General features: G+C 42.1%; 19 protein-coding genes, 1 tRNA gene and 1 riboswitch. Of the genes, 13 read left to right on the top strand and 7 right to left on the bottom strand.

What is annotated here, in order from left to right; all coding sequences use genetic code 11:
• Positions 1-203 precede the first annotated feature (203 nt).
• Both K1X66_03615 and K1X66_03620 read right to left on the bottom strand, forming a co-directional pair.
• Complete coding sequence (locus K1X66_03615; GenBank protein ID MBX7157456.1) at positions 204-1,310, bottom strand: helix-turn-helix domain-containing protein; 1,107 nt, start codon at positions 1,308-1,310, stop codon at positions 204-206.
• Positions 1,311-1,479: 169 nt separating this feature from the next.
• Positions 1,480-1,553 (bottom strand) — tRNA-Gly (locus K1X66_03620).
• 86 nt (positions 1,554-1,639) lie between these two features.
• On the opposite strand from K1X66_03620, the gene K1X66_03625 reads away from it, so the two are divergent.
• From K1X66_03625 to larC, 3 genes are read left to right on the top strand one after another with little or no spacing between them, the layout of a single operon-like run.
• Positions 1,640-2,833 (top strand): S41 family peptidase, encoded by a 1,194-nt coding sequence (locus tag K1X66_03625; protein MBX7157457.1) that lies wholly within the window; start codon positions 1,640-1,642, stop codon positions 2,831-2,833.
• Between the two features lie 13 nt (positions 2,834-2,846).
• On the top strand, positions 2,847-3,884 hold the full coding sequence (gene tsaD, locus K1X66_03630; protein MBX7157458.1) for a tRNA (adenosine(37)-N6)-threonylcarbamoyltransferase complex transferase subunit TsaD: 1,038 nt from the start codon (positions 2,847-2,849) through the stop codon (positions 3,882-3,884).
• A 45-nt stretch (positions 3,885-3,929) separates the two neighbouring features.
• Complete coding sequence (gene larC, locus K1X66_03635; protein MBX7157459.1) at positions 3,930-5,117, top strand: nickel pincer cofactor biosynthesis protein LarC; 1,188 nt, start codon at positions 3,930-3,932, stop codon at positions 5,115-5,117.
• On the opposite strand, the gene K1X66_03640 is transcribed toward larC, so the two are convergent.
• The gene (locus K1X66_03640) at positions 5,107-7,653 is read right to left on the bottom strand and encodes an ATP-dependent DNA ligase (GenBank protein ID MBX7157460.1); all 2,547 of its coding nucleotides are present in this window, start codon (positions 7,651-7,653) and stop codon (positions 5,107-5,109) included. The two genes, larC and K1X66_03640, sit on opposite strands and share 11 nt — an antisense overlap.
• 210 nt (positions 7,654-7,863) lie before the next feature.
• Here K1X66_03640 and K1X66_03645 point away from each other — a divergent pair, with 210 nt between their 5' ends.
• From K1X66_03645 to K1X66_03690, 10 genes are all read left to right on the top strand, one after another.
• The gene (locus K1X66_03645) at positions 7,864-8,328 is read left to right on the top strand and encodes an Rrf2 family transcriptional regulator (protein MBX7157461.1); all 465 of its coding nucleotides are present in this window, start codon (positions 7,864-7,866) and stop codon (positions 8,326-8,328) included.
• A gap of 53 nt (positions 8,329-8,381) precedes the next feature.
• Complete coding sequence (locus K1X66_03650; GenBank protein MBX7157462.1) at positions 8,382-8,576, top strand: YezD family protein; 195 nt, start codon at positions 8,382-8,384, stop codon at positions 8,574-8,576.
• 55 nt (positions 8,577-8,631) lie between these two features.
• Positions 8,632-10,098: a putative porin gene (locus tag K1X66_03655; GenBank protein ID MBX7157463.1), complete on the top strand. Its 1,467-nt coding sequence runs from the start codon at positions 8,632-8,634 to the stop codon at positions 10,096-10,098.
• An 18-nt stretch (positions 10,099-10,116) separates the two neighbouring features.
• Positions 10,117-11,124, top strand: a complete 1,008-nt coding sequence (locus K1X66_03660) for a sulfate ABC transporter substrate-binding protein (protein ID MBX7157464.1) — start codon at positions 10,117-10,119, stop codon at positions 11,122-11,124.
• A 5-nt stretch (positions 11,125-11,129) separates the two neighbouring features.
• Complete coding sequence (locus K1X66_03665) at positions 11,130-11,957, top strand: succinylglutamate desuccinylase/aspartoacylase family protein (protein MBX7157465.1); 828 nt, start codon at positions 11,130-11,132, stop codon at positions 11,955-11,957.
• Between the two features lie 23 nt (positions 11,958-11,980).
• A complete protein-coding gene (gene cysT / locus K1X66_03670; protein ID MBX7157466.1) occupies positions 11,981-12,826 on the top strand; it encodes a sulfate ABC transporter permease subunit CysT in 846 nt (281 codons plus the stop codon).
• A gap of 4 nt (positions 12,827-12,830) precedes the next feature.
• Positions 12,831-13,718 carry a sulfate ABC transporter permease subunit CysW gene (cysW, locus tag K1X66_03675; GenBank protein ID MBX7157467.1) on the top strand — a complete coding sequence of 296 codons (888 nt, stop codon included), beginning with the start codon at positions 12,831-12,833 and terminating at the stop codon, positions 13,716-13,718.
• A gap of 10 nt (positions 13,719-13,728) precedes the next feature.
• Entirely contained in the window at positions 13,729-14,451 is a 723-nt protein-coding gene (gene cysA, locus K1X66_03680; GenBank protein MBX7157468.1) for a sulfate ABC transporter ATP-binding protein, read from the top strand.
• An 87-nt stretch (positions 14,452-14,538) separates the two neighbouring features.
• A riboswitch (TPP riboswitch) is annotated at positions 14,539-14,636 on the top strand.
• Positions 14,626-16,563, top strand: coding sequence for a phosphomethylpyrimidine synthase ThiC (gene thiC, locus K1X66_03685; protein ID MBX7157469.1), 1,938 nt, complete (start codon positions 14,626-14,628; stop codon positions 16,561-16,563). It overlaps the preceding riboswitch by 11 nt.
• A gap of 19 nt (positions 16,564-16,582) precedes the next feature.
• Positions 16,583-16,762, top strand: coding sequence for a hypothetical protein (locus K1X66_03690; GenBank protein ID MBX7157470.1), 180 nt, complete (start codon positions 16,583-16,585; stop codon positions 16,760-16,762).
• A gap of 42 nt (positions 16,763-16,804) precedes the next feature.
• Here K1X66_03690 and treY read toward each other — a convergent pair whose 3' ends face one another.
• The 4 genes from treY to K1X66_03710 form a co-directional block, all read right to left on the bottom strand.
• A complete protein-coding gene (gene treY / locus K1X66_03695) occupies positions 16,805-19,672 on the bottom strand; it encodes a malto-oligosyltrehalose synthase (GenBank protein ID MBX7157471.1) in 2,868 nt (955 codons plus the stop codon).
• Positions 19,653-21,515 carry a malto-oligosyltrehalose trehalohydrolase gene (gene treZ / locus K1X66_03700; GenBank protein ID MBX7157472.1) on the bottom strand — a complete coding sequence of 621 codons (1,863 nt, stop codon included), beginning with the start codon at positions 21,513-21,515 and terminating at the stop codon, positions 19,653-19,655. Before treZ ends, treY begins: the two co-directional genes overlap by 20 nt.
• Complete coding sequence (glgX, locus tag K1X66_03705; protein MBX7157473.1) at positions 21,508-23,676, bottom strand: glycogen debranching protein GlgX; 2,169 nt, start codon at positions 23,674-23,676, stop codon at positions 21,508-21,510. The genes treZ and glgX overlap by 8 nt, the downstream gene beginning before the upstream one ends.
• A 120-nt stretch (positions 23,677-23,796) precedes the next feature.
• A complete protein-coding gene (locus K1X66_03710; protein MBX7157474.1) occupies positions 23,797-24,240 on the bottom strand; it encodes a cyclic nucleotide-binding domain-containing protein in 444 nt (147 codons plus the stop codon).
• Positions 24,241-24,346 lie beyond the last annotated feature (106 nt).

Below are 24,346 nucleotides of genomic sequence, written 5' to 3' on the forward strand. Positions count from 1 at the left end.
GTTTCCTAACCGCATGTCGAAGGAGAGCTTTGCCAATGCAAAGCGATCCTTTTCCAAAAACCAAGCGAGAGGTTTGTAACTGTTGGTTAAAGACAGGAACCACCCTTGCGAAGGAGCACTTTGCAAAGAGCCTCTTACAGCTTCGAAGACAAAGCGCGGACTGAGCGAACCGGTTGATCCATCCTTGACCTCGCTTAAGGCTTTTATTCAATGTTTTCATAGGTTTGATAAAAGATGGCTATTTTTGATTTTTCAGAAGCTTCACGGATTTCTTTGCGATAGTTATTTTCAATCCAGCTTTGGTAAACTCGGTTAGGCGTCGCTAAAAATAATCGATCTCCGTTAAGTTTTATTGGCACAATGTCATTGAACCATCTTTGGTAAGCCTCTTCTGAGATTTGAGATTGAAGTAGGTTAGCTATATCTAGCCATTTTTCTTCAGCTTGAAAATTGGAAGATGGTTTTTTGATCTTGGGTTGTTCGGCTAAAGCTGCTGTTGCCCTTTCTTGAGACGGTAAGGCATTAAGAGGCTGTCGTTGCTGAGGCGGTAAGGGTAAGCCAAGGGAAGCGGCTTTAGCCGCTTTGCTATACCATTTTAAAGCCCAAGCTTCTTCGCCAATAGCACAAAGACTCAGTTTATGGATTTCTGAAATGATGTTGTCCCATTCACGAGGGTATAGCTTACGTCGTTTAAAGCTTTCTACGGCATCTTTGGCTGATTTCCAAGGATCAGTGTTGTTTTCATCGTTTGAAACTTTGGAAAGCCTTTTAGGAATTGCCTTTTCTGGTTTTAAAACTTGTTGGGGTGGGGACAACTGATCGACAGGAAATGTTTGATTGGCTTCTTCCTTCCCCCTCTCTTTATATATGACTCTCTTCTGGGTGACATTTTTGACACTAGGGCTAGTGACACGCGTGTCACCAGGGGTGGTGACATTTATGTCACTAGGGGGTCTACCAAAATCAGTTTTAACTAAGAAATAGTTTTCGTCTTCTTTCAGTTGTATCCAAGGGTGCCATAAGAAGCGATAGATATTAGCACGGTTGCCGCGGACTTCGTCTTTGACGTGAGTAATGCTGATAAGTTCGTAGCGACATAGTTCTTCAATTAAGCGGATAATTTGTCTACGAGACTTTTGTAAGCGTCCCGCTAAAGTTTGGTAAGAAGGGAAGGCTTCGCCTTTGTTGCCGGCAAAGCGGCAGAGTTGGGCATAGAGTCGTTTAGCGCCATCAGAGATTTCACGTCGATTATCTAACCATTCAGGAATCCAAGTTCCGTGAAACAAACGATGAGGATTAATGAATCTCATAATGACCTCCAATCATTGCCTCGAATTTGTTGTACTATTCGAGAATCTGGTGTGATTTTTTTTAAAATTATCTTTTTAAAATGCTGGCCAGTATCAGCCCCAAAATTGAAAAACTTAAAAATATTTGCTGCATTTTTGCTGCAGTATGATATAAGTTGTTGATTATCAATGGTGCGGGTGGAGGGAATCGAACCCTCAACCCAGGCTTGGGAAGCCCATATTATACCACTTAACTACACCCGCTTAACGAGGGTGAGGATGCCGAAGCTTTTTGATTAATCAAGTTTCGCTTCACTTTACTTTTTGAGACCTTCTTTTAGGGTGATTTTGTGAAATGTTACGGGTTAGCTTGGATTGTTGTAGGGATTCTTTTTGTGAAGAGTCCAGTCTCGTTGTGGTCTCAAGAGGATCGCAATGATATGGCAACGTTTTCCCGAGTGATGGAAATGGTGCGACAACATTATGTTGATCCGCAAAAGACTGATTCTCGAACTTTGACTTATGGCGCTCTCCAGGGGCTGTTGGATTCTTTGGATCCTCACAGTCAATTTTTAACTCCTGAACTTTATCGCGCTTTACAGCGCGAAACGGAAGGTCAGTTTGTTGGTATTGGTTTAACGTTAGGTTTAAAAGACGGTGAGACCACGATTATTACTCCTGCAGATGATTCGCCAGGCGCTAAAGCAGGTTTGATGGCTGGGGATAAGTTATTGCAAGTCGATGGAAAATCTACAGAAGCCATGAGTTTGACTGAAGTGGCAAGTCGATTGCGTGGTAAAGAGGGGAGTTTGATAACGTTACGAGTTTTACGAAAAAAAACTCAACAGATTGAAGATTACACATTGCGACGCGCTGTTATTAGAGTGCAAAGTGTTCGAGAAGCTCGTTTGCTTTCCAATGAATTGGCGGATGGGCAAGCAATTGGTTACATTCGTGTGGCGCAGTTTAGTGAATCGACTGGGGATGATTTTGAAAGTGCGTTAAAAAATTTGGAATCGCGAAAAATGAAAGCTCTTATTTTGGATTTGAGAAATAATCCCGGTGGGTTGCTCGAAACAGCAGTTGAAGTGGCAGGAAAATTTATTGCTCCCGATCAAGTGATTGTTTCTACAGAAGGGCGAAGTGATCAAAGCGAGGTCATTTTACGAAGTTCACAAGAAGAAAAACATCGTGGTTATCCCATTGCTGTTTTAGTGAATACGGGAACGGCCAGTGGTGGAGAAATTGTTGCAGCGGCTTTACGCGATTGGCATCAAGCAATTTTAGTTGGTGAGACTACTTTCGGGAAAGGGAGTGTACAAAGTCTTTTTCCTTTACCGGATGGTTCGGCGTTGCGTTTGACGACGGCTTATTATTATACACCGCGTCATGAGTTGATTCAGGAGCGTGGCGTGACTCCCGATATCACAGTGGTGGAAGATTCCGAAATTTTGTCGCGCGCAGTTAATTTATTAAAAGGCATTTTAATTTATTCGGATTACACTGTGAAACAGTTGGCTTCGACGACTAATATTAATTTTTAAACCATTCTATTTCATGAAAGTGTTGGCCATTGAAACGTCGTGTGATGAAACGGCTGTGGCTCTTGTGCAATGGCGCGATCATCGTTTTACGGTTTTATCCAATGTAGTGGCATCACAAGCGGCTAAGCATGCTTTGTTTGGAGGGGTTGTTCCCGAATTGGCGACTCGAGAACATCTTAACGCCTTGGAAAAAGTTGCGCAATTGGCGCTCGATCAAGCGCATCTTTCTTGGGAACAGTTGGATGGTATTGCAGCGACGCGTGGACCGGGTTTAGCAAGTGCGCTTTTGATGGGACATAGTTTTGCTAAGGGTTTAGCATTGGCAACGGGCTTGCCATTTTTAGGAATGAATCATTTAGAAGGTCATCTGATTTCACCATTTTTAAATGAACAGGTGCCAAGTCTGGAGAAAATGAAGCGATGGGTAACACTTTTAGTCAGTGGCGGTCACACCCTTTTAGTGATGGCGGAACTAGGAAAAGCGTATGAAATTTTGGGTGCGACTCGTGATGATGCGGCTGGCGAAGCCTTTGATAAAGGTGCAAAGCTGCTAGGGTTAGGTTATCCGGGTGGACCTGAATTAGAAAAAATGGCAAGAAGTGGTGATGAAAGCACTTATGATTTTCCGCGAGGCATGCAGCACTCCGGAGATCTTAATTTTAGTTTTTCCGGCTTAAAAACTGCGTTGAAAATTGTGTTGGAGAAAAAATTTTCATCATCACCTTGTGAGCAGGATTTATTTCACCTCTGCGCTTCTTATCAAAAGGCGATTGTGGAAGCGCTTGCGATAAAAACTGAAGCGGCTTTGGAAAAAACGCAATGCCAACATCTCACGTTGGCAGGTGGCGTGGCTTGCAATCAAAGATTGCGAGAGGTGATGGAGATAATGTGCGCAAGAAGAAAAATTTCTCTTTGGGTTGCGCCTCCGACTTTATGTACAGACAATGCCGCGATGATCGGAGCTGCTGCCTGTCTAAGGTTGGAGCGGGGTGAAACATCTTCCATGGTGGAAGAAATTGATCCGAATCTGAAATTGGTTGCCACGCTATAAAATCCATTTCTTCTCATGTAAATTGTGTTAAGATAGATTAATCTTATGCATCTTTATCTCGATTGTTTTTCGGGGATCAGCGGCGATATGTTTTTGGGCGCACTCTGTGATTTGGGGCTTGATTTTGAATTATTTCAAAAAGAGTTGGCGAAGCTTCCTTGCAATAAAGAGTTTCGTGTCAGTTTAGGTCGAGTTCAACGAAAAGGGATAGATGCAGCTAAATTTGAAGTGAAGGTGGTCGAGAAAAAACATCATCACCATTCTCATCACGGTCGTCATTTTTCTGAAATTTGTGAATTGATCGAAACTTCTGGTTTAAAAGAATCGGTGCGACATCGTGCGATTCATATTTTTCAAAGAATGGGTGAGGCGGAAGCCAAAATTCATGGAGTGAGTTTAGAAAAAATTCATTTTCATGAAGTGGGGGCGATTGATTCGATTGTGGATATTGTGGGGGCTTGCATTGCATTGGATCTTATGAAGATTGAGCGCGTTTCGATTTCTCGACTTTGTGAAGGAAAAGGTTTTGTGGAGTGTGAACATGGTCAATTTCCGGTTCCGACGCCGGCAACTTTGGAGATTTTAAAAAACATTCCTTTTGAACAAACCGATGAACCACATGAGTTAGTGACTCCAACGGGTGCGGCTTTGCTCGCAGAGTTGGTTACTCATTTTGATCGAGTTCACCATTTTAAAATTGAAAAGGTGGGTTATGGCGCGGGTACGCGCGATTTGGATTCACGACCGAATGTGTTGCGTGCCATGCTGGTTTCCGAAGCAGAAAAAAATTGGGAAATGATTGATGTATTAGAAACGAACTTGGACGATATTTCGCCTGAAATTGTAGCGGGTGTTAAAGAGCGGTTGTTGGTGAATGGCGCTTTGGATGTTTTTTCGATGCCAGTATTGATGAAAAAAGGGCGGTTAGGTGTGTTGTTGACGGTGTTGTCGGAACCTCAAAAAAGTGAAGTATTGATGGATTTGATGTTAACAGAGACTAGTGCTTTTGGAGTTCGTAAAACAACGGCGATTCGAAAGATTTTGCGGCGTGAATGGCAAGCTTTGAATACGGAATGGGGCGATATTCAAGTTAAGTTGGGTTATTTAGGGGATAAATTGGTGCAGTGCGCACCTGAGTATGAATCGTGCAAATTAGTAGCGGATCGCGCGAATAAACCGGTAAAAGAGATTTACTTTTTAGCGCGCCATCTCTGGGCAAAAATTAGCTCGTAGCTAAGCGTTTACAATGGGCTAAGGTATCAATTTCTCGAATCGTTTTATCGTCGCGAATGCGTTTAATTCGTGGAAAACGAAGTGCATAACCGGAATCGTGGCGTGAACTGGGAGCGATAGCGTCAAAGGCAATTTCTAAAATAATAGTGGGTTTCAGTACACGGTAGCGTCCGCGAATTTCTAGAGTTGTTTTGAGAAAATGTTCCGTGAGCTCTTCAATTTCAAGATCGGTTAGACCCGAATAAGCTTTGCCAAGTATGCGCAATTTACCACTGTCATCTTGCACGGCAAAAGTGACGTCACTTAAAACGTCGCGTCGTTTACCGTGGCCTTGTTCAGCTCCTACCACGACTACATCCAAGGTAGCTAATTCTTTTTTTAATTTTAACCAGGCCAATCCACGACGTCCTGGAGTGTAAGGACTTTCTGGGTCTTTGATAAGGAGACCCTCATTGCCGGCGCGACGTGCAGCGCGAAATAAAGTTTCCAAAGCTTCGGGATTTTTCGCACGAAAAATTTCTGCTACTTGAATGCCAGGATTATTTTTGTCAAGTTGTGTGTCAAGATGTGCGCGTCTTTCTTTTAAAGGAAGATGAAGTAGAGAACGGTTGTTATGCCAAAGCATGTCAAAAGCGAAGTAGATAACTGGCACTTCATGGGATATAAAAAGATCAGGCTCTTTACGACCCAAACGCATTTGTAATCGTTGAAAGGGAAGTGGGCGGCCTTTTTCAAAGGCTAAAATTTCTCCATCTAAGATAAAATCCTGTGTCAAAGTTTGAGCGACTGTGACGACGTCTGGGAATGTAGCATTAAGCGGTTTCATGTCTCGAGAATAAAGTTCCACGCGCGTATCAACTTTGTGGAGTTGGCAACGAATGCCATCGAATTTATATTCTACCAAGCCGTTTGCACCGAGTCTTTCGAAAATGGCTTCTGAGGTAGGCTCAGGTGAGGCGAGCATGACTTGCACGGGCCGAAACGGCGTGATTTCCACTTCATGCAATCGTTTTTGTTGAGTTAATTGAGCGACGTGTGCGATATCGCCGGTGAGCATATTACCTTGACGCACTGTGTGTAATTCTGTTTGAAATGCGGAGGCAATAGCTTCTTCAACTAGCCCTTCTTTCAAGCCTATGCGTAAATCGCCCGTGATGATTTTAATTAAGTATTTTGCTTCCAAGCTGGTTAGAGAATGAAGACGTTCACTGAGTTGAAAAATTTTAAAATCTAATCCACGCGAGGTTTCCAATCGCTGTAAAAACTGCTGAATTTCAACCAAAGTGGTAGGTTGAGGTTGAGTGCGACCTTGCAATAAAGCATTTACCGTTTCGCTGGTATCGCTAAAACGGCTATAAGCTTGGCGATAATCACCTGGGGTTAAGTGAGTGATGTGCAACACTGCTTGTTTGATGAGAGCACTGCCGATTTGAAGTTTTTTAGAGAAGGTTTGAGCAAAAACGCGTCCTGTAAAAAAAAGAGTGGCGAGCGGCATTTCATCAGGAGGAAGCTGTTGAAGTAGCTCCGCAATTAATCGCACTTTTTCTTTTTTGGAAGCCGTCTGTTTTACCTTTTCACCGCATTGCGCAAATTGATAAAAAGTTCCAATTCCCTCAGGTGTTGGGAAAGTTGTGACTGCTATAGAAGAGGAAGATGAGGAATGAAAAATATCCCATTCCAGTTGATTTTCTTGAGAAAGCGCCCACGCTTCCCAACCTCGTGCTCGTAAATCGGCAGCAAATTGTTCGGCGTAACCGTGGACGGTGAGGATGCGTTTAGGTTTTACCCTTTCCACCATGGTAAGCAATTCAGAGTAATCAGCGTGGTCAGAAAGTGGAAAGGCATAGTCACACTGGTAGCGGTAGATGGCGTTAGGATCTAATGCCCATCCGCTCATCATTGCGGTGCGTTTATGAGGAATATTTTCTATGAAACGAGAATGGTTCAAATGGGGAGGGCAAAGAAAAACGCGATCTTTTAATGGTTTCTTTTGTGGATCATATTTTTCGTAAGCAGGAAAGGAAATTCCCAATTTTTCATAGGCTTGAGTGATTTCATAAATACTAGGATGTAGAGTAATGGGTAGTTTGGCTTCGTGCAGGCAGGCTAAAATTTCCTGACTTTTGCCTAAGGAATAACCTAAAAGGATAGGAGTTTCGCCATCACTTAGGGTGTCTCGACAGAATTGAATGATTTGTTGCAACGTTTCCTGAGTCGAGGGAAATTGGTAATAAGGGAGGCCAAACGTGGTTTCCATGACGAGAGTGTCAGCATGAATTGGCTGACAGGTTTCTGATGATTGACTTTTTCTGAGTTTAAAATCACCCGTATAAAGTAAACTTTCTCGTTCATCGGTTGCCCACAGCATAGCGGAACCAAAAACATGGCCGGCTGGTAAAAGTTGATAGGTTAACCCGTCACGTTTTTGTTGGTTGCCGTATTTAGGAGTGATAAAGTGAGTTTCCACTTGATGCAATCGAGCTTGAATGAGTTGAGCGGTAGTGAGGGAGCATAAGATTTCGCGATGAATTCGCATGTGATCAAAATGGGCGTGTGAGACAAATCCAAAATTGACAGGAAAAAGAGGGTCTAACCACCAATCTGAATCGGGTAAATGGATTGCATTCGAGTAAGTAACGCGCACATAAAAAAATAGAAATTTTTTTGCTGAGAGTCAACTGAGCGTGGTAAGTTTAAGAAGTAAAATAGGTTGAATAATTAATAAAATCTACTAGTTTAGTCTAATATGCGTCTTTCGATGAAGACAGATTATGCCTTGCGCGCGATTTTTACTTTAGTCGAGCATTATGGTCGTGGTCCTATTCCTACGCGCGAATTAGCGCGTCGCAATGAGATTCCTAAAAAATTTTTGGAGCAGATTTTGTTAAGTATGAAGGAGCAAAAGTGGGTGGATAGCATTTCGGGAAAAGAAGGGGGATATTATTTAGCAAAATCGCCTGAGGCAATCACGATGGGAGAAATTGTGCGCTATTTTGATGGGATTTTAGCACCGATTCATTGTGTATCGGTGGGGCAATATCGTCGTTGTAGTCAAGAGCCGGTTTGTCGTTTTCGTCGGGTTTTGTTGGATGCGCGAAATTATGTGGCGGCTTTGATGGAGAAAGCAACTTTGGCAGAAGTTTTCCGAGGTAAACCTGTAGGGAAAGAAGAGGTAATGGAGGTTGGTTTTGTAGAGGGTGGAGGAATTTAAAATTTTTTTGCTTGCAATATCTACCAAAATAGTAGTATATAGAATTATCATTTATGATACAGAAAAAAAATACTTCCTTGTCATGGTCTGATTTGGTGAGTCACCATGTTAATTCTATTCGATTTGGAATAGTGCAAGTTGTTGTTCATGATGGGGAGGTAGTACAAGTAGAGCGAACTGAAAAAATTCGTTTTAATAAGTTGCAGAATTTAAATGAGTCGACCGTAAAAGCGGAGGCGAAGGAATAAAACGTGAAAAGTTATGACTGGAAAACCAGAATTTTTTCGCCAGAAATTTAAAAAAATGAAAAATAGGATAGGTTTTTTAAGCTACAGTGTAGCATTTTTGTTGGGATTAGGATTGGTATGGAGCGAGGCTCAACAGGCGGATGCTTTGATTGATAAATTGGTGGAAAAAGGTGTGTTAACCACTACTGAGGGGGAAGAGGTTCGAACGAAGTTACAGGAAGAATGGGAGGGAATGGGTGCTTCAAAGTATGATGCGAGTAAATTCACGAAAAAGATCAGTTTATTTGGTGATTTGCAACTGCGTTATGAATATACCGATTCGCAAAACGCTTTTGACGATGATCGCGAGGGAGCATTTCCTGATAGCAGTGCCATGCGGGATGATCGGAGTCGCACGCGTTACCGATTGCGATTTGGCTTGAAGACGCAATTGGCGGATAATTTTGAATTGGGCTTACGTTTGGCCAGCGGTAATAATGATGAAGAAATTACTTCGACTCATGAAACGTTAGGCGATGCTTTTGCAAAGGATGGTATTTATATTGATTTGGCTTATTTGAAATATTCGCCTTTTGATTGGTCGACGATTTGGGTAGGAAAACATGAGCAACAGTTTTGGACGACTGATATGCTCTGGGATAACGATATCACGATTGAAGGCGCCACGGAGCAGTTTAAATTCGATCTCGGCAAAGCTAAGTTTTTTGTGAATTTAGGACAATGGGCTTTTGGCGATGTCAATGAAGCCGATGAAGATAAAACCGTGCGAGGTGATGGCTATAACCGTGTCAGTAACGATGATGGTTGGATTTGGGCGACCCAGGCTGGGGTGAATTATCCGATCATTGATAAAACCTTGGAGGCTCAGGCGGCGGTGGGATTTTATTATTTTGCTAATTCGGAGGATTTGGATAACTCGCAAAAAACTTTGTCTAACGGAGTGATTTATCCCAATCCGGGTAGCGGAAATAATTTAGGTAATGAATTTCAATTATTAGATGCTCTATTTCAATTAACTTATACGCCGAGTGATGGTTTTTTGAAAAATATTCCTATCCAACCTTATGCTCATTTGGTTTACAATATGGCGCCTGCTCCTGATTTGGGAGTGCGTCGGATAGGTCATGATTCGACTTTAGATGCACAACTCAATCCTGATGATATAGGAGATAGTGCTGATGCTCGAGGAAAATGGGTGGATCTTTCTAATGATTTGGCATGGCGCGTAGGGCTAAAAATTGGCGAGGCCAAAAAACAAGGGCAATGGGAAATCAATGGTTGGTATGAAGAGGTTGGTTCGGATGCGGTGCCTGACACGTTTAATGACGCGACCTATGCCAATGGATTTACCAATCATCGTGGATTTAGTGTGAAAGCAGTATATGCCATTCGTGATTGGTGGAATGTAGCAGTTAATTTTCACAACTATGATTTTTTGGATCCTGACATTAATCAGGAATTGAACTTAAATACACAAAATCAGGCCAGAACGATTCAAATTGATAGTACGGTAAAATTTTAAAAAAGAATTGGAAAATATATGAAAACAGTAATAAAAAAACTTTTGGGATTAGCGACCATTTTAGGATTGGTTGCAAATGTTTATGGGAAAAGTATTGAGTTGTTGAATGTTTCTTACGATCCGACGCGGGAATTTTATTCGGATTTCAATGTGGCTTTTCAAAAATATTGGCAGACTAAAATGGGACAAAAAGTTAAGATCAATCAATCGCATGGTGGATCGGGTAAACAATCTCGTTCGATTGTCGATGGATTAGAAGCGGATGTGGCCACTTTGGCATTGGCATATGATGTTGATATGTTGGCTGAAAAAGGATTAGTAGCAGCTAATTGGCAAAGTCGATTGTCTAATAATAGCGCTCCTTATACATCTACGATTGTTTTTTTGGTGAGAAAGGGAAATCCCAAACAAATCAAAGATTGGGACGATTTGGTGAAGCCGAATATCGCGGTTATTACGCCGAATCCCCAAACTTCGGGAGGAGCGCGTTGGAATTATTTAGCGGCTTGGGCGTTTGCAGAAAAAAAATTCGGTAAGGATGAAGAAAAGGTAAAAGATTTCATTCAGAAACTTTATCATAATGTGCCGGTTTTGGATTCTGGCGCGCGCGGGGCTACAACTACCTTCGCGCAACGAGGTATTGGCGATGTTTTGTTGACGTGGGAAAATGAAGCGCATTTAGCTTTGGAAGAATTTGAAAAGGGACAATTTGAAATCGTTATGCCTTCGATCAGTATTTTAGCGGAGCCACCCGTTACAGTTGTGGATAAAGTGGTGAAACGCAAAGGCACTCAAGAAATTGCAAAAGCTTATTTGGAATTTCTTTATTCTCCCACAGGCCAAGATTTAGCAGGAAAACATTTTTATCGCCCTCGCTCAGAAGCAGCGATGCAAAAATATAGCCAGCAATTTCCGAAAGTTGAATTGGTTACGATTGATGAAGTATTTGGCGGTTGGAAAGAGGCGCAGAAAAAGCATTTTGCGGATAAAGGTGTCTTTGATCAAATCTATCAATTAAAGTATTAACTTTTATGTCTGTCATATTTTCTTCACCTTCTTCTTTTCGGTCAGTTTCTCGACTCAAACGACCGCGTTGCAATCAGCTGCTTGCACCGCTTTATCGTTTGGCGCGGGTGTCGGATTATTTATTTGCAAAAACCTTAGGCGCTTTTTCCTCGCAAGCGCGTCATCATCATATTCCTCGATTTATTTTTCTCGGCCCCACAGGCGGTGGCGAACCGATTCGGATTGGTATTTTTGCTGGCATTCATGGAGATGAATCGGAGGGAGTAGAAGCTGTCGCGCAATTTTTGCAACATTTGGAAGAAAATCCTGAATTGGCGCGTGGGTTTCAAATTTATGTTTATCCGATTTGTAATCCTACTGGCTTTGAGGCAGGCACGCGTTTGTCGGTCAGCGGAAAAGATTTGAACCGAGAATTTTGGAAAAACTCTTCAGAGCCTGAAGTGCAATATTTGGAAAAAGAATTGCGTGAAGGAAAATGGCATGGATTGATATCCTTGCATGCTGATGATACAACGGATGGAGTTTATGGATTTGTGAAGGGAAGTTTGTTGACCGAAGAATTGCTCAATCCAGCACTGGAAGCGGCAGAAATTTTTTTGCCTCGTGCGCGAACTTCAATGATTGATGGATTTCCGGCAAAAGATGGCATTATTTATCAATGTTACGATGGGGTATTAACGGGGCCTTCGCAACTTACGCCCACACCCTTTGAAATTATTTTTGAAACGCCACAACGTGCAGCGAGAGCTTTACAAGTGCAAGCGACTGTTGCAGCTTTAAAGACTATTTTAGAAAAATATCGAGCTTTCCTTGCGATTCAGCCAAATATTTAAAAAAGGAGAAAAAAGGAAAAATCATGGGTCAGAGCAACACAGTTAAGTCGCGTCGCCAGATTTTGCCGGGATTCAAACTGACTCTCGGTTTTACGCTATTTTATTTAAGTTTGATTGTTTTGATCCCTTTAAGCGGATTGATTTCCAAAACTTTTTCTGCGTCTTGGCCTAAGTTTTGGGAGGCGATCAGTGATCCGCGTGTGATCGCTTCTTATCGATTGAGTTTTGGTATTTCGTTGCTTGCAGCTTTGTTAAATGGCTTTTTGGGGACGTTGTTGGCGTGGGTACTCGCACGTTATCGTTTTCCAGGGCGTCGCTTAATGGATGCTATAGTAGATTTACCTTTTGCTTTGCCAACAGCTGTGGCGGGTATTGCATTAACCACGCTTTATGTGCCGAATGGGTTGTTAGGCCAGTTTTTTGCTTATTTCGGTGTTGCGATTTCTTTTACGCCGTGGGGAGTTTTGGTGGCGCTGACTTTTATTGGACTGCCTTTTGTAGTGCGCACGGTTCAACCCGTGATTCAAGATTTACAAACTGATATGGAGGAAGCAGCAGCTTGTTTGGGCGCGAATCGATGGCAAATTTTGTGGCGCGTGATTTTACCCACGCTGATGCCAGCTTTGTTGACGGGTATTGTATTGGCTTTTGGCCGTGCTGTGAGCGAATATGGATCCGTGGTTTTTATTTCGGGCAATCTTCCTTTTAAAACCGAAATCACTCCTCTTTTGATTGTTACTAAATTGGAGCAAAACGATTATGAGGGTGCGGCAGCGCTAGGTTTTGTCATGTTGGTGGCTTCTTTTATTATTTTGTTTGCGGTGAATGGTCTTCAAGGTTGGGAGGAACGGCGTCGAGGACGTCATTAAACTTATGGCAGGCATCGTTAACACTATCACGACTAAAGCAAAAGAAAAAGTAAGGCCACCTTGCGTCACAACTGAGGCGCCGTGGTTGCGAGCCATTTTAATTGGATTGGTGACTGTTTTTGTGATTCTTTTTTTATTGTTGCCTTTGCTCTTAGTTTTTAAAGAGGCTTTTTCTAAAGGCGTGATGACTTATTTTTCAATTTTTCAAGACAGCGCTTCGCGACATGCTATTTTTCTTACGTTATTAACTGCAGCCATTGTGGTTCCACTTAATACGATTTTTGGCATTGCTGCAGCTTGGGCCATTGTTCGATTTGAATTTAAAGGAAAGCGTTTGTTAGCCAGTTTAATTGATTTGCCATTATGGGTCTCGCCAGTCATCGGAGGGTTAATCTATGCGTTAATGTTTGGCGCGCATAGTCGTTTGGGATTATGGCTACAAGAACATAATATTCACATTATTTTTGCCGTACCTGGCATTGTTATTGCAACTACCTTTGTCACCTTTCCTTTTGTCGCGCGTGGTTTGATTCCTTTAATGCAAGCGCAAGGCAAGGCAGAAGAAGAAGCGGCATTGACGTTGGGCGCTAATGGTTGGCAGGTTTTTTCCCGTATCACTTTGCCGAAAATTAAATGGGGTTTGCTGTATGGCATGATCCTTTGCAATGCGCGAGCTATGGGTGAATTCGGTGCGGTTTCTGTCGTCTCAGGACATATCCGAGGAAAAACGAATACCGTTCCGTTACACATCGAAATTCTTTATAATGAATATCAATTTGCAGCCGCTTTTGCTGTAGCCTCACTACTTTCTTTACTCGCTTTATTGACTTTAATCTTAAAATCCTATACCGAATGGCGCGCAGCGCAGAACTTGAAAGTATCCACCACTTAATATTGATTGCATGAGTGTCGAAATAAATCACATATCCAAACAATTCGGGAGCAATCCTGTGTTAAGATCTATTTCTCTGAAAATTGAAACCGGAGAATTAGTCGCTTTATTAGGGCCGAGTGGCTCGGGGAAAACGACTTTATTGCGCATTATTGCCGGATTGGAATTTGCTGATGAAGGACAAATTTCTTTTCGCGATCAGGATGTCAGTTCACAAAGTGCCTACCAGCGTAAAGCTGGTTTTGTATTTCAACATTATGCTTTATTCAATCACATGACCGTATTTCAAAATATTGCGTTTGGATTAAAAGTCAGAAAACGTTCGGAACGTCCCTCTCGAGCAGAAATTAAAAAACGCGTAGAAGCGTTACTGCAACGTGTTCAATTAGAAGATTACGCCAATCGTTACCCGGCTCAACTATCTGGAGGACAATGCCAGCGCGTGGCGTTAGCCCGAGCTTTAGCCATCGAGCCACAAGTGCTTTTGCTCGATGAACCCTTTGGTGCTCTGGATGCAAAAGTGCGTAAAGAACTGCGTCGTTGGCTTCGGCAATTTCATGAAGAAACTCATTTGACTACTCTTTTTGTGACTCACGATCAAGAAGAGGCATTTGAAGTGGCCGATCGGGTTGTCATTTTAAGTGATGGTGTTATTCAACAGCAAGGCTCTCCAGATGAAGTGATCCAGAATCCTGCAAATCAATTTGTGAATGAATTCTTGGATACTGAATAACTTTGCTTGAGCACTTGACACTTTGTATCTTCCATCACAATTTTAAAAAAGAAAAGGGGAGGTCGAAAGGCCTGAGAGTCCTGATTTTTCGTTCAGCGAAAGGGAGACCCTTGAGTCTATTTATGAGATAGATTCTTTAACCTGATCTGGATAATGCCAGCGTAGGAAACTGATATGATAGCATCGAAAAATTCTTTTGAACCGCAAAGCCAAGATAAACTGCCCAATTCTAAAAAAATTTATTTAAAAGGAAAACTTTATCCTGAAATCCAAGTGCCCATGCGCGAAATTCAACTCGCGCCGACCAAAACATTGGGTGATAAAATTGAAGTAAATGAACCGATTCGTGTTTACGATACGAGCGGTTCTTGGGGAGATGAACAATTTCAAGGCAACGTGGAAAAAGGTTTACCGGCCTTACGCGAAAAATGGATTCGCGCACGCAACGATGTCGAAGAACACAAAGGTCGAAAAGTGCAGCCTAACGATAATGGTTACTTAACCGAAAAACATGCCGAATATGCCAGTCAAGCTGAACGCAATCGTTTACTCGAATTTCCAGGTCTCAAACGTAAACCTCTTCGCGCCAAATCGGTTAAGGTGGTGACTCAGCTCCATTACGCACGACAAGGAATCGTCACGCCCGAAATGGAATTTATCGCTATTCGCGAAAATCAAGGGCTAGAAAATTTTAAGTCTCAAATTTCCAATCTCAAATTATCTAATGATCTTTTTCATCAACATTCCGGTTCTGAACCAATTTCAAAATTCAAATCTAAGATTTCAAACTTAAAATTTATCACCCCCGAATTTGTTCGTGATGAAGTTGCGGCAGGCCGCGCCATTATTCCTGCCAACATTAACCATCCTGAAAGTGAACCAATGATTATTGGTCGCAACTTTCTCGTGAAAATTAATGCTAACATTGGCAATAGCGCCGTCGCATCGAGCATCGAAGAAGAAGTTGAAAAAATGCGATGGGCAACCAAATGGGGAGCTGACACCGTGATGGACCTTTCCACTGGGAAAAATATTCATGCTACAAGAGAATGGATTTTAAGAAACTCACCCGTTCCAATTGGAACGGTGCCCATCTATCAAGCCTTAGAAAAAGTAGGTGGAAAAGCGGAAGAACTGACTTGGGAACTTTTCCGAGACACACTCATTGAACAAGCTGAGCAAGGAGTTGACTATTTTACCATTCATGCGGGAGTTTTATTGCGTTTTATTCCAATGACGGCGAAACGCATGACCGGCATTGTTTCACGCGGTGGTAGCATTATGGCGAAATGGTGTCTCGCGCATCATAAAGAAAATTTTCTCTACACTCATTGGGACGACATTTGTGATATTATGGTGGCTTACGATGTTTCATTTTCGATTGGCGATGGTTTGCGTCCCGGCTCGATTGCGGATGCGAATGACGAAGCGCAATTTGGTGAATTGAAAACCCAAGGGGAACTCACTGAACGCGCTTGGGCCAAAGGCGTGCAAGTGATGAACGAAGGTCCAGGTCACGTGCCGATGCATATGATCGAAGAAAACATGGCCAAACAACTCGAATGGTGTCACGAAGCGCCTTTTTATACGCTTGGACCTCTGACTACAGACATTGCTCCAGGTTACGATCACATCACGAGCGGCATCGGTGCAGCAATGATAGGTTGGTATGGCTGCGCGATGCTCTGTTATGTAACGCCAAAAGAACATCTCGGTTTGCCCAATAAAAAAGATGTAAAGGATGGAGTGATCGCTTACAAAATCGCTGCGCATGCCGCCGATTTGGCAAAAGGTCATCCGGGCGCCCAATATCGCGACAACGCATTAAGCAAAGCGCGCTTCGAGTTCCGTTGGGAAGATCAATTTAATCTATCACTCGACCCCGTCACCGCTCGCGAATTTCATGACGAAACTTTACCTCAAGAAGGCGCGAAAACCGCTCACTTCTGTTCCATGTGTGGTCCGCATTTTTGCTCCATGAAAATTACCGAAGACGTTCGTAAATATGCCGCGGAACAAGGTGTTTCTGAACAAGAAGCTCTGCAAAAAGGAATGGAAGAAAAGTCGAAGGAGTTCGTTAAGAAGGGTTCAGAGGTTTACGCGAAGGCCTAGGTAAGACCAATCCCGCGTTATGTTTGAAATTGAATCGATTAAAGCGAGTGTTTGTCTAACCGTTAGACATGATCAATTTAAAGCCAATTCGAAAATGGCCAGTAAAGTTTCTTGGGGTTGGCCGCGTGTTCTTTCTAGTTTGAAATCGTTTCTGGAAACAGGAAAACCTCTGGATTCCGAAATTTATCGAAAAAAATAAAGAGAAAATCTTCAGCGAAATTTTGATTTAAAATGCTTAGTTTTAAGAGAGGGACGAGGTGGGCATTTTTTCAGTGTTGAGCCACACATCAAATGGTTTTTTTCTTAAGTGCTGCGCTAAAGATAGGGTGGGCGTGGTAAAGGAAAGTGGGTTTTTGCTTAAAACGCTGTGCCAAGATTGGTTGAGCCAGGGTTTGGGAATTGGCAGAGTGAGTTCGTGCCAGTCGGTATTCCATTTGATATCGCAATGATTTCTCGAAAGTCTTAGGCAAATGACAATTAAGGTTAATGACTCCCAACGTCGACAGTAAGCGATAACGGATTCTTTTCCATGGCCTTTGATTTGAAGAGCTTCGTAGGAGCCGAAAGCAAATAAGGCAGGATAACGATTACGCAAGGTCAAGAGGCGATCGATGAGAGCGATTTTTACGTGACCGCTTTTCCATTGGTTTAAAAGTTTTGACCAGGATTGAGTTCGTGACGATTTTAACATATTTTGACGCGTGAGAAAGTTAACCGGTCGTCGGTTATCGGGATCGACTAGGCTATTGTTCCAAATTTCAGTGCCTTGATAAAAATCGGGAACGCCAGGAAGTGTTAGTTTTAACAAAGTTTGAGTGATGGCTTTGAGATAACCATGCACGCGAATTTCGTGAGTAAACTTAAGCAAGCTTTTTAAAAAACGGGGATTGTGATCTCGATCTAAAATGGCTTTAACATAGGTTTTTGTTGCAGCATCCCATTCGGTATTCGGATTCACCCAACTGGTGTTGACTTTGGCTTCTTTAAGGGCTTTTGCGAGGTAAGTTTGGATGCGTTTTGTCCAACTGTTCCATGTTAAACGATCTGATAAATTGAGAGGGAGCGTAGCAATTAAAGTTTGGTAAAGAAGATATTCTTCATTTAGAGAGGGAGCGAATTTTTCGCCGATAATTTTTTTAAATTTCCGATTTATGATATTCCAACGAAGCACTTTGGTTCGCCATTCTTTAGGAAATTCGCTGAGGGCGGCGAGTTGAGCGCGAACATCCTCACTTCGTTTTGTGTCATGAGTAGAAGTGGCGACTAAGTTATGAGGATGAGAATATTGTTTTTCGCGATTAAAACGATGAAATTCTGATAGAGCACAGCCGAATTTATTGGGTTCTGAACCGACTTCATTAAAGGCGACGAGACGATTGTAAACGTAAAAGGCAGTGTCTTCGATGGCTTTTGCCATGATGGGGCCGGTGACTTGTTGAAATTTCCTGACAAAGTTGGCATGATCGGGGTTGGCATGAGAAAATTCGCCTTGGCCAAGCAGTAATTTTTCTAAAAGTTCAAAGGCGCTGAGTTCGAGATCGAGTCCGCGATTTCTGTTTTTAGCCTGAGCCAGAGCTCGTCGAATGATCATTTCGTCTTGTTGTAAAATGGGGCTACCCGGAATGATGTAAGTGCGATAAACTTCAAAGCAAGCGATGGTTTCGCGGATGACGTCGATTAAATCGTTTAAGGTAAAATCGCGAGTGCGACGTTTTTTTTGAACAATTTTTTGCAAGTAAGAGCCTAGAGTATTAGTTTCACTAGCCAGGCTGGAGTGCATGACGTTAATTTTGCATTGGTAAGCGATTTCAGGATAAGGGTCAGAAGTTTCACTCCATTTTTCATAGAGTTGGTCGAAACTGGCTTGGGTGGAACGCGCGATAAGCACTCCCGTTATGCGATTGGCATACTCGTAGCCAGTAGTTCCGGCCACAGGCCATGACGTAGATAAAACTTCGTTGCCGCAAAGAATTTTTTCTACGAGCAGATAAATGTGGGGCGCAGTTCGTTTAGCAAAAGCAGCGGTTTTCTGACGCCATAATTGTTGCACACGTTCCAAATAATCTTCCGGATTCCAGAGGCCGTCGACATGGTCGACACGTAGGCCGGTGACTTGGCCTTTAGTAATCATTTTTGCAACCAGCTTATGAATTTGGTTAAAAACTTCTCTTTCTTGAACTGAGATGGCTGCTAGCTCATTCACGTCAAAAAAGCGACGATAATTAATTTCTTCGCCGGCAACTTTCCAATAGCTCAAACGATAATATTGTTTTTCTAAGATGCCATCTAGCGCATTGAACGAGCTGGGTTTGTCAGGATTTCCATTAATTTTTTTGAGGACGGTTTTTAAAGCGTTTTTGAAAGCTTGATTTTCAGTGTAAAGCAAGCGCCATTTTTCTTTTAATGTTGCGTGGAGGGCGCGGTTTTTTTCCAGCGTTTTTACGTCGAGCGAAGTAGACTCGTTTAATGCTTGGGAAATTTTGATAAGGTGCGGAAGAATTTTGAATGCTGATAAATTTGTTTTTTCCAACAGGTCTGTCATGGGTTCTAAAATTAGACGGTAACTTTTTGGATTGATAGGAAGCATCATATCGTAATATTGAATGAATAATCCTTTTCGATTGGCAAAAAGTTGAAGATGGCCTTGTTCTAAAACAATGCCGTATTGATTGCCTAAAATGGGCAATAAAACTTTTCCTTTAAGACGGGTTTTAATAGGAAACCAGTCGATGTCGAAATAATGGGCGTATTGAGAGGCCTGACCCTGCTCCAGAACATCCATCCACCATTTGTTTTCAGGTTGGGTAATGCCCATGTGATTGGGCACAATGTCGATGATGATGCCCATTTTATTTTTTTGTAGTTCTTTGGAAAAAGACTCGAAGTCAGCTGGCGTTCCAATTTCCGGATTAAGCTCATTATGATCGCAAACGTCGTAGCCATGATTGCTTCCGGGGCGGGCTTTGAAAATCGGGGAGCAATAAATATCAGTGATTCCCAAAGATTTCAGATAAGGAATAATGGCTTGGGCTTGTTTAAAGGTGAAAGCGTGATTCAGTTGTAATCGGTATGTAGCTCCGGGAATGCGATTAAAGACGCTGGTTTTCATTGGCTTTTTTATTTCCAATTAATACTAACGTTTCGGGCTTTTTAAAGTCCAGTTCTCCTGTTTTTAAATTAATACGATTTTTTTCTTTTTCATTTTCGGGATTGGAAGAAAGTAAAATTTCCCAATTCAAAGCCGATGATTTGAGTTGTTGATAAATATTGATGGGTCGAAGATTTTCTTTTCGCAATGCACTAATCACCATCAGATCGTAATGATCGCCTTGATAAAAAATGCGCAGGATATCGCAAAAATGAACCGCCTCCCATTGGTTGCGTTCACGGAGGGAAAGTTCGAGCCATTGGCGGCGATAATGAATGAATTTTTGATGAAGTTTGAAAATGTGTTGATGATTGGGTTTTGATAGGTTTTCCCAATCTAATTTAGAAGAAAAAAAGGTTTTTTCATCTTGAGGATCGGGAATGTTTTTTAATTGTTCGGGATGACAACCTTCGTAAAATTCTTTAAAATCTTTTTTTCTACCTTCAGTAATCAATTTCCCTAGTTCTCCGGGATGATCGGTAAAATAAAGAAAAGGACTATCGCTTGCCCATTCCTGTCCCATAAAAAGCAGAGGGGTGAAGGGTGAAAAACAGAGCAGACCCACCGCTGCAGCGTAACTTTCCCAATTAATATAATGATGCAAGGCTTGCCCTAAAGGACGGTTGCCAACTTGGTCATGATTAGAAATGCACCAGATAAATTGATAGCTTTTTAGATCGCGACAAGCTGTGCCGCGACAGGCTTTGAGATGGCGTGATTCTTGCCCACTATAGAGCCACCCTTCATTAAGGATTTTAGTAATTTCTTCCGGGTTGCCAGTAAAATCTTTAAGACAGCCCATGTGTTCGTTGGTGAGATGAACCCGAACTGAGTGATGAAAGTCATCCGCCCAAACTGCGTTAAATCCGTAGCCTTTTTTTTCTCGTTCCAATAACAAGAGCCGTTCGTTTCTTTCATCTTCTGCAATGAGAATCATGTCGAGCTGGTGCGCTTGGCGAGTCAGTTCAGCAAAAATGTGAGGATCGCTATCGTCATAAATAGCATGCGTGGCATCCAAACGCAGGCCATCGATCTGATAACAATTTTTCCAATATTTCAAATTTTCAAGGTAGAGTTGGCGCACAGCTTTTGTTTTTTTGATATCGTATGAAATGGCTGCGCCCCAGACTGTGTGTTTCGAAGTGTCGAAGAGTTCGGGCGTTAGCACATGCCAATAATTTCCTATAGGACCAAAGTGATTATAGACGACATCCAAAATGACATGAAGCTCTTGCTCATGGGCGGCATCGACAAAATGTTTTAAATCTTCCGTTGTTCCATAACAGCGAGCCGGAGCAAATAGCATGACGCCGTCATAGCCCCAATTCCATCGACCGGAAAAATCTGAAAGAGGCATGAGTTCAATCGCAGTGACTCCAAGATTTTTCAAATGTGGCAATTTGGGAATCGCGGCTTGATAAGTGCCTTGGTGTGTGAAAGTGCCAATATGCAGCTCATAAATGATCAAATCTCGCATGTCGATAGGCTTTGTGACGGAGTTTTTCCAGATGTAACTCCCATGATCTATAACTTGGGAAGAGCCATGGATGCCAAATGGCTGGTAATGAGAAGAAGGATCGGGAATTAATCGACCGTCGCTGAGTTGCAGTTGATAAAAATCTCCAGCTTTTCCGTTGGTGTCTTTTATCGAATGAAATCCCTCTCTATCTTTTTGCATAGGTAATGAGCGCAGGATTTTTCCTTGCTCATTTTGAATCACGATATTAAGTTGAGGTTGAGAGGGAGCCCAAGTTTGATAGTGTACTTCTTTTTCATCGAAATGAGCGCCGAAGTGACTAAACATTTTTTTTTGTTTCCTCGATTGTAGGCTTTTTGTGGGGATCTTGTAATTGCAAAACCATTAAAGAGCGAGCTTCCAGTTGGATGGGTTGATTAGGTGGATGCAAAGTGGGATGATCTAAAAATGCTTTTTCTTCTTCTGTATTAATAAGCAAGTTCCATCGATGGACAGATTCTCCGGGTAATTGAAAAGGAATGGATTCATGGTGCGAATTAAATAGCAGCAAAAAAGTGCCATCTTGAATAGGATCACCATCGCTATTTCGGACGTCCATAGTCGAACCGCTCAATAACAATCCAAAACATTTGGCATAACCCACCTGCCATTGTTCTTCGGTCATTTCGGTGCCATCGACGTTAAACCACATAATGTCTTTGATTTGAGTGCCACGGATAGGGCGACCTTGGAAAAATTTTGGTCGACGGAAAACAGGGTGATCTCGACGAAATTGAATCAAGCGCTGAGTCATTTCGAGTAACGTTTTTGATTCCTCGGACCAATCCCAATTGAACCAATTTAACTCATTATCCTGACAATAAGAATTATTATTGCCCTGTTGCGTGCGGGCCAACTCATCCCCACTACAGAGCATGGGAACGCCCTGCGACAAAAAAAGTGTCATTAAAAAATTTCGTCGTTGCTTACGGCGTAATTTTAAAACTACCTCATCTTGAGTTGGTCCTTCAGCTCCGCAATTCCATGAATTATTATTATTTTCGCCATCTTGATTATTTTCCAAATTGGCTTCATTGTGCTTACCATTGTAACTGACTAGATCATTAAGCGTAAATCCATCGTGAGCGGTGACAAAATTGATACTGGCATAAGGGCGTTTGCCTGTGGTTTGATAAAGATCAGAACTGCCTGTGATACGATAAGCAAATTCACCCATTGAATGATCATCGCCCTTCCAATATTTACGAACGCAGTCGCGATATTTTCCATTCCATTCCGCCCATAAAACGGGAAAGTTGCCGATCTGATAACCGCCTTCGCCAATATCCCAGGGTTCTGCAATCAATTTCACGATAGAAAGCACAGGGTCTTGATGGATGATATCAAAAAAGGCAGACAATTTATTCACAGCATGCAATTCCCGAGCCAAAGTTGAAGCCAGATCAAAACGAAATCCGTCAACGTGCATTTCCAAAACCCAGTAACGCAAACTATCCATGATTAATTGCAGAACGCGTGGATGCATGACATTAAAAGTGTTACCCGCGCCCGTGTAGTCGAAATAATGTCTCAAATCATTTTCCACTAGGCGGTAATAAGCAGGATTATCAATTCCCTTAAAACAGAGTGTTGGTCCTAAGTGATTGCCCTCAGCGGTGTGATTATAGACCACATCCAAAATTACCTCGATGCCGGCTTGATGCAGAGTTTTAATCATTTGTTTAAATTCATTGACCTGTTGCGCGCGATCCGATCGACATGCATAAGAAGCTTCCGGCGAAAAAAATCCGATCGTATTATAGCCCCAATAATTCGATAGATTTTTATTTAACAAATGCCAATCATCCACATGTTCATGGACGGGTAGTAATTCCACAGTTGTTACTCCCAATTTTTTAAGATAATCGATGATGAAAGGATGACTCATGCCTGAATAAGTGCCTCGAATTTCCTCGGGAATGTGAGGACACAATTTCGTAAAACCCTGCACATGTACTTCATAAATAATAGAACTGTGTAAAGGATGGCCTAAAGGATGATCACCCTCCCAATTAAATGAAGGATCAATCACTGCGCTTTTCGGCACATAACGCGCATTGTCTTCGTTATCAAAATCCAAATCCGTATTTTTGCTGCCTAAAGGGAAGGCAAACATTTCTCGGCTCCATACCGTTTTGCCTGAAATCGCTTTGGCGTAAGGATCCAATAAAACTTTATTGTGATTAAAGCGAAGGCCCGCTGAAGGATTATAATCTCCATCTATACGAAAGCCATAAAGCTGACCCGGCCCCACTCCTGGTAAAAAAATATGCCAGACTTGATCGGTGTACTCTGTCATGCGCATTGTCATGGATTCATGTTCTGCGTCAATATGATCAAATAAACAGAGATCAACCGTTTTGGCAGTGCTGGAAAAAAGTGCAAAATTGGTTCCTTTTCCATTCCAATTAGCGCCAAGAGGATAAGCCACTCCTAAGCCGGGTTTCATTTCCAAGAAAACATAGCAACTTTTTTAAATTTCTCAAAAAATTTCCCTTAACATAAAAAGCTGAGTTGTTTCAGGGAGAGCGTATTGTATGTGCACTTACTTACAACCCTCTCTGCATCACTACCGTGTTATAGAAGCAAAAGTATTGTTTAACTCACGAATTCTTCGACATAAATCGCGTGCGATATTAAGAATCACAATGGCATATTGTGCGGGGAATTGCTGATAGAGATGATACAAATCCGCATTGCTTAAAATATAAACTTTGCCTGAAGTCAAAGCGCGCACTGAAGCGGAACGTTTCATGCATTCGATGAGGGCCATTTCCCCAAAACAACTATTAGGACCCAGCACGGATAAAACTGTTTTCTTGCGTCCCTTGCGCAAAATCACTATTTCCACATGACCTGAAGCTAAAAGAAAGAAAGTGTTTCCTTCGGTATCTTGACGAATCAAAAATTCTCCCTTTTTAAATTTTTTGCATTTTGCCATTTGTTCTAAAAATGCGAGCGACTTTTCGTTCAAACCGGCAAAAATAGGAATGCTTTCAAATTTAAATTTCATGAGAGAGCCCTATTATTAAGTTAATCTAAGTTGAGGAAAGTAAAAATAGCAAAATCGCCACTTGATCTTTAGAGATCGTTTCATAAATAATCATGATCCATTACGC

It is taken from the genome of Verrucomicrobiia bacterium (assembly GCA_019694135.1).
In the GTDB taxonomy this organism is placed as follows: Bacteria; Verrucomicrobiota; Verrucomicrobiia; order JADLBR01; family JAIBCM01; genus JAIBCM01.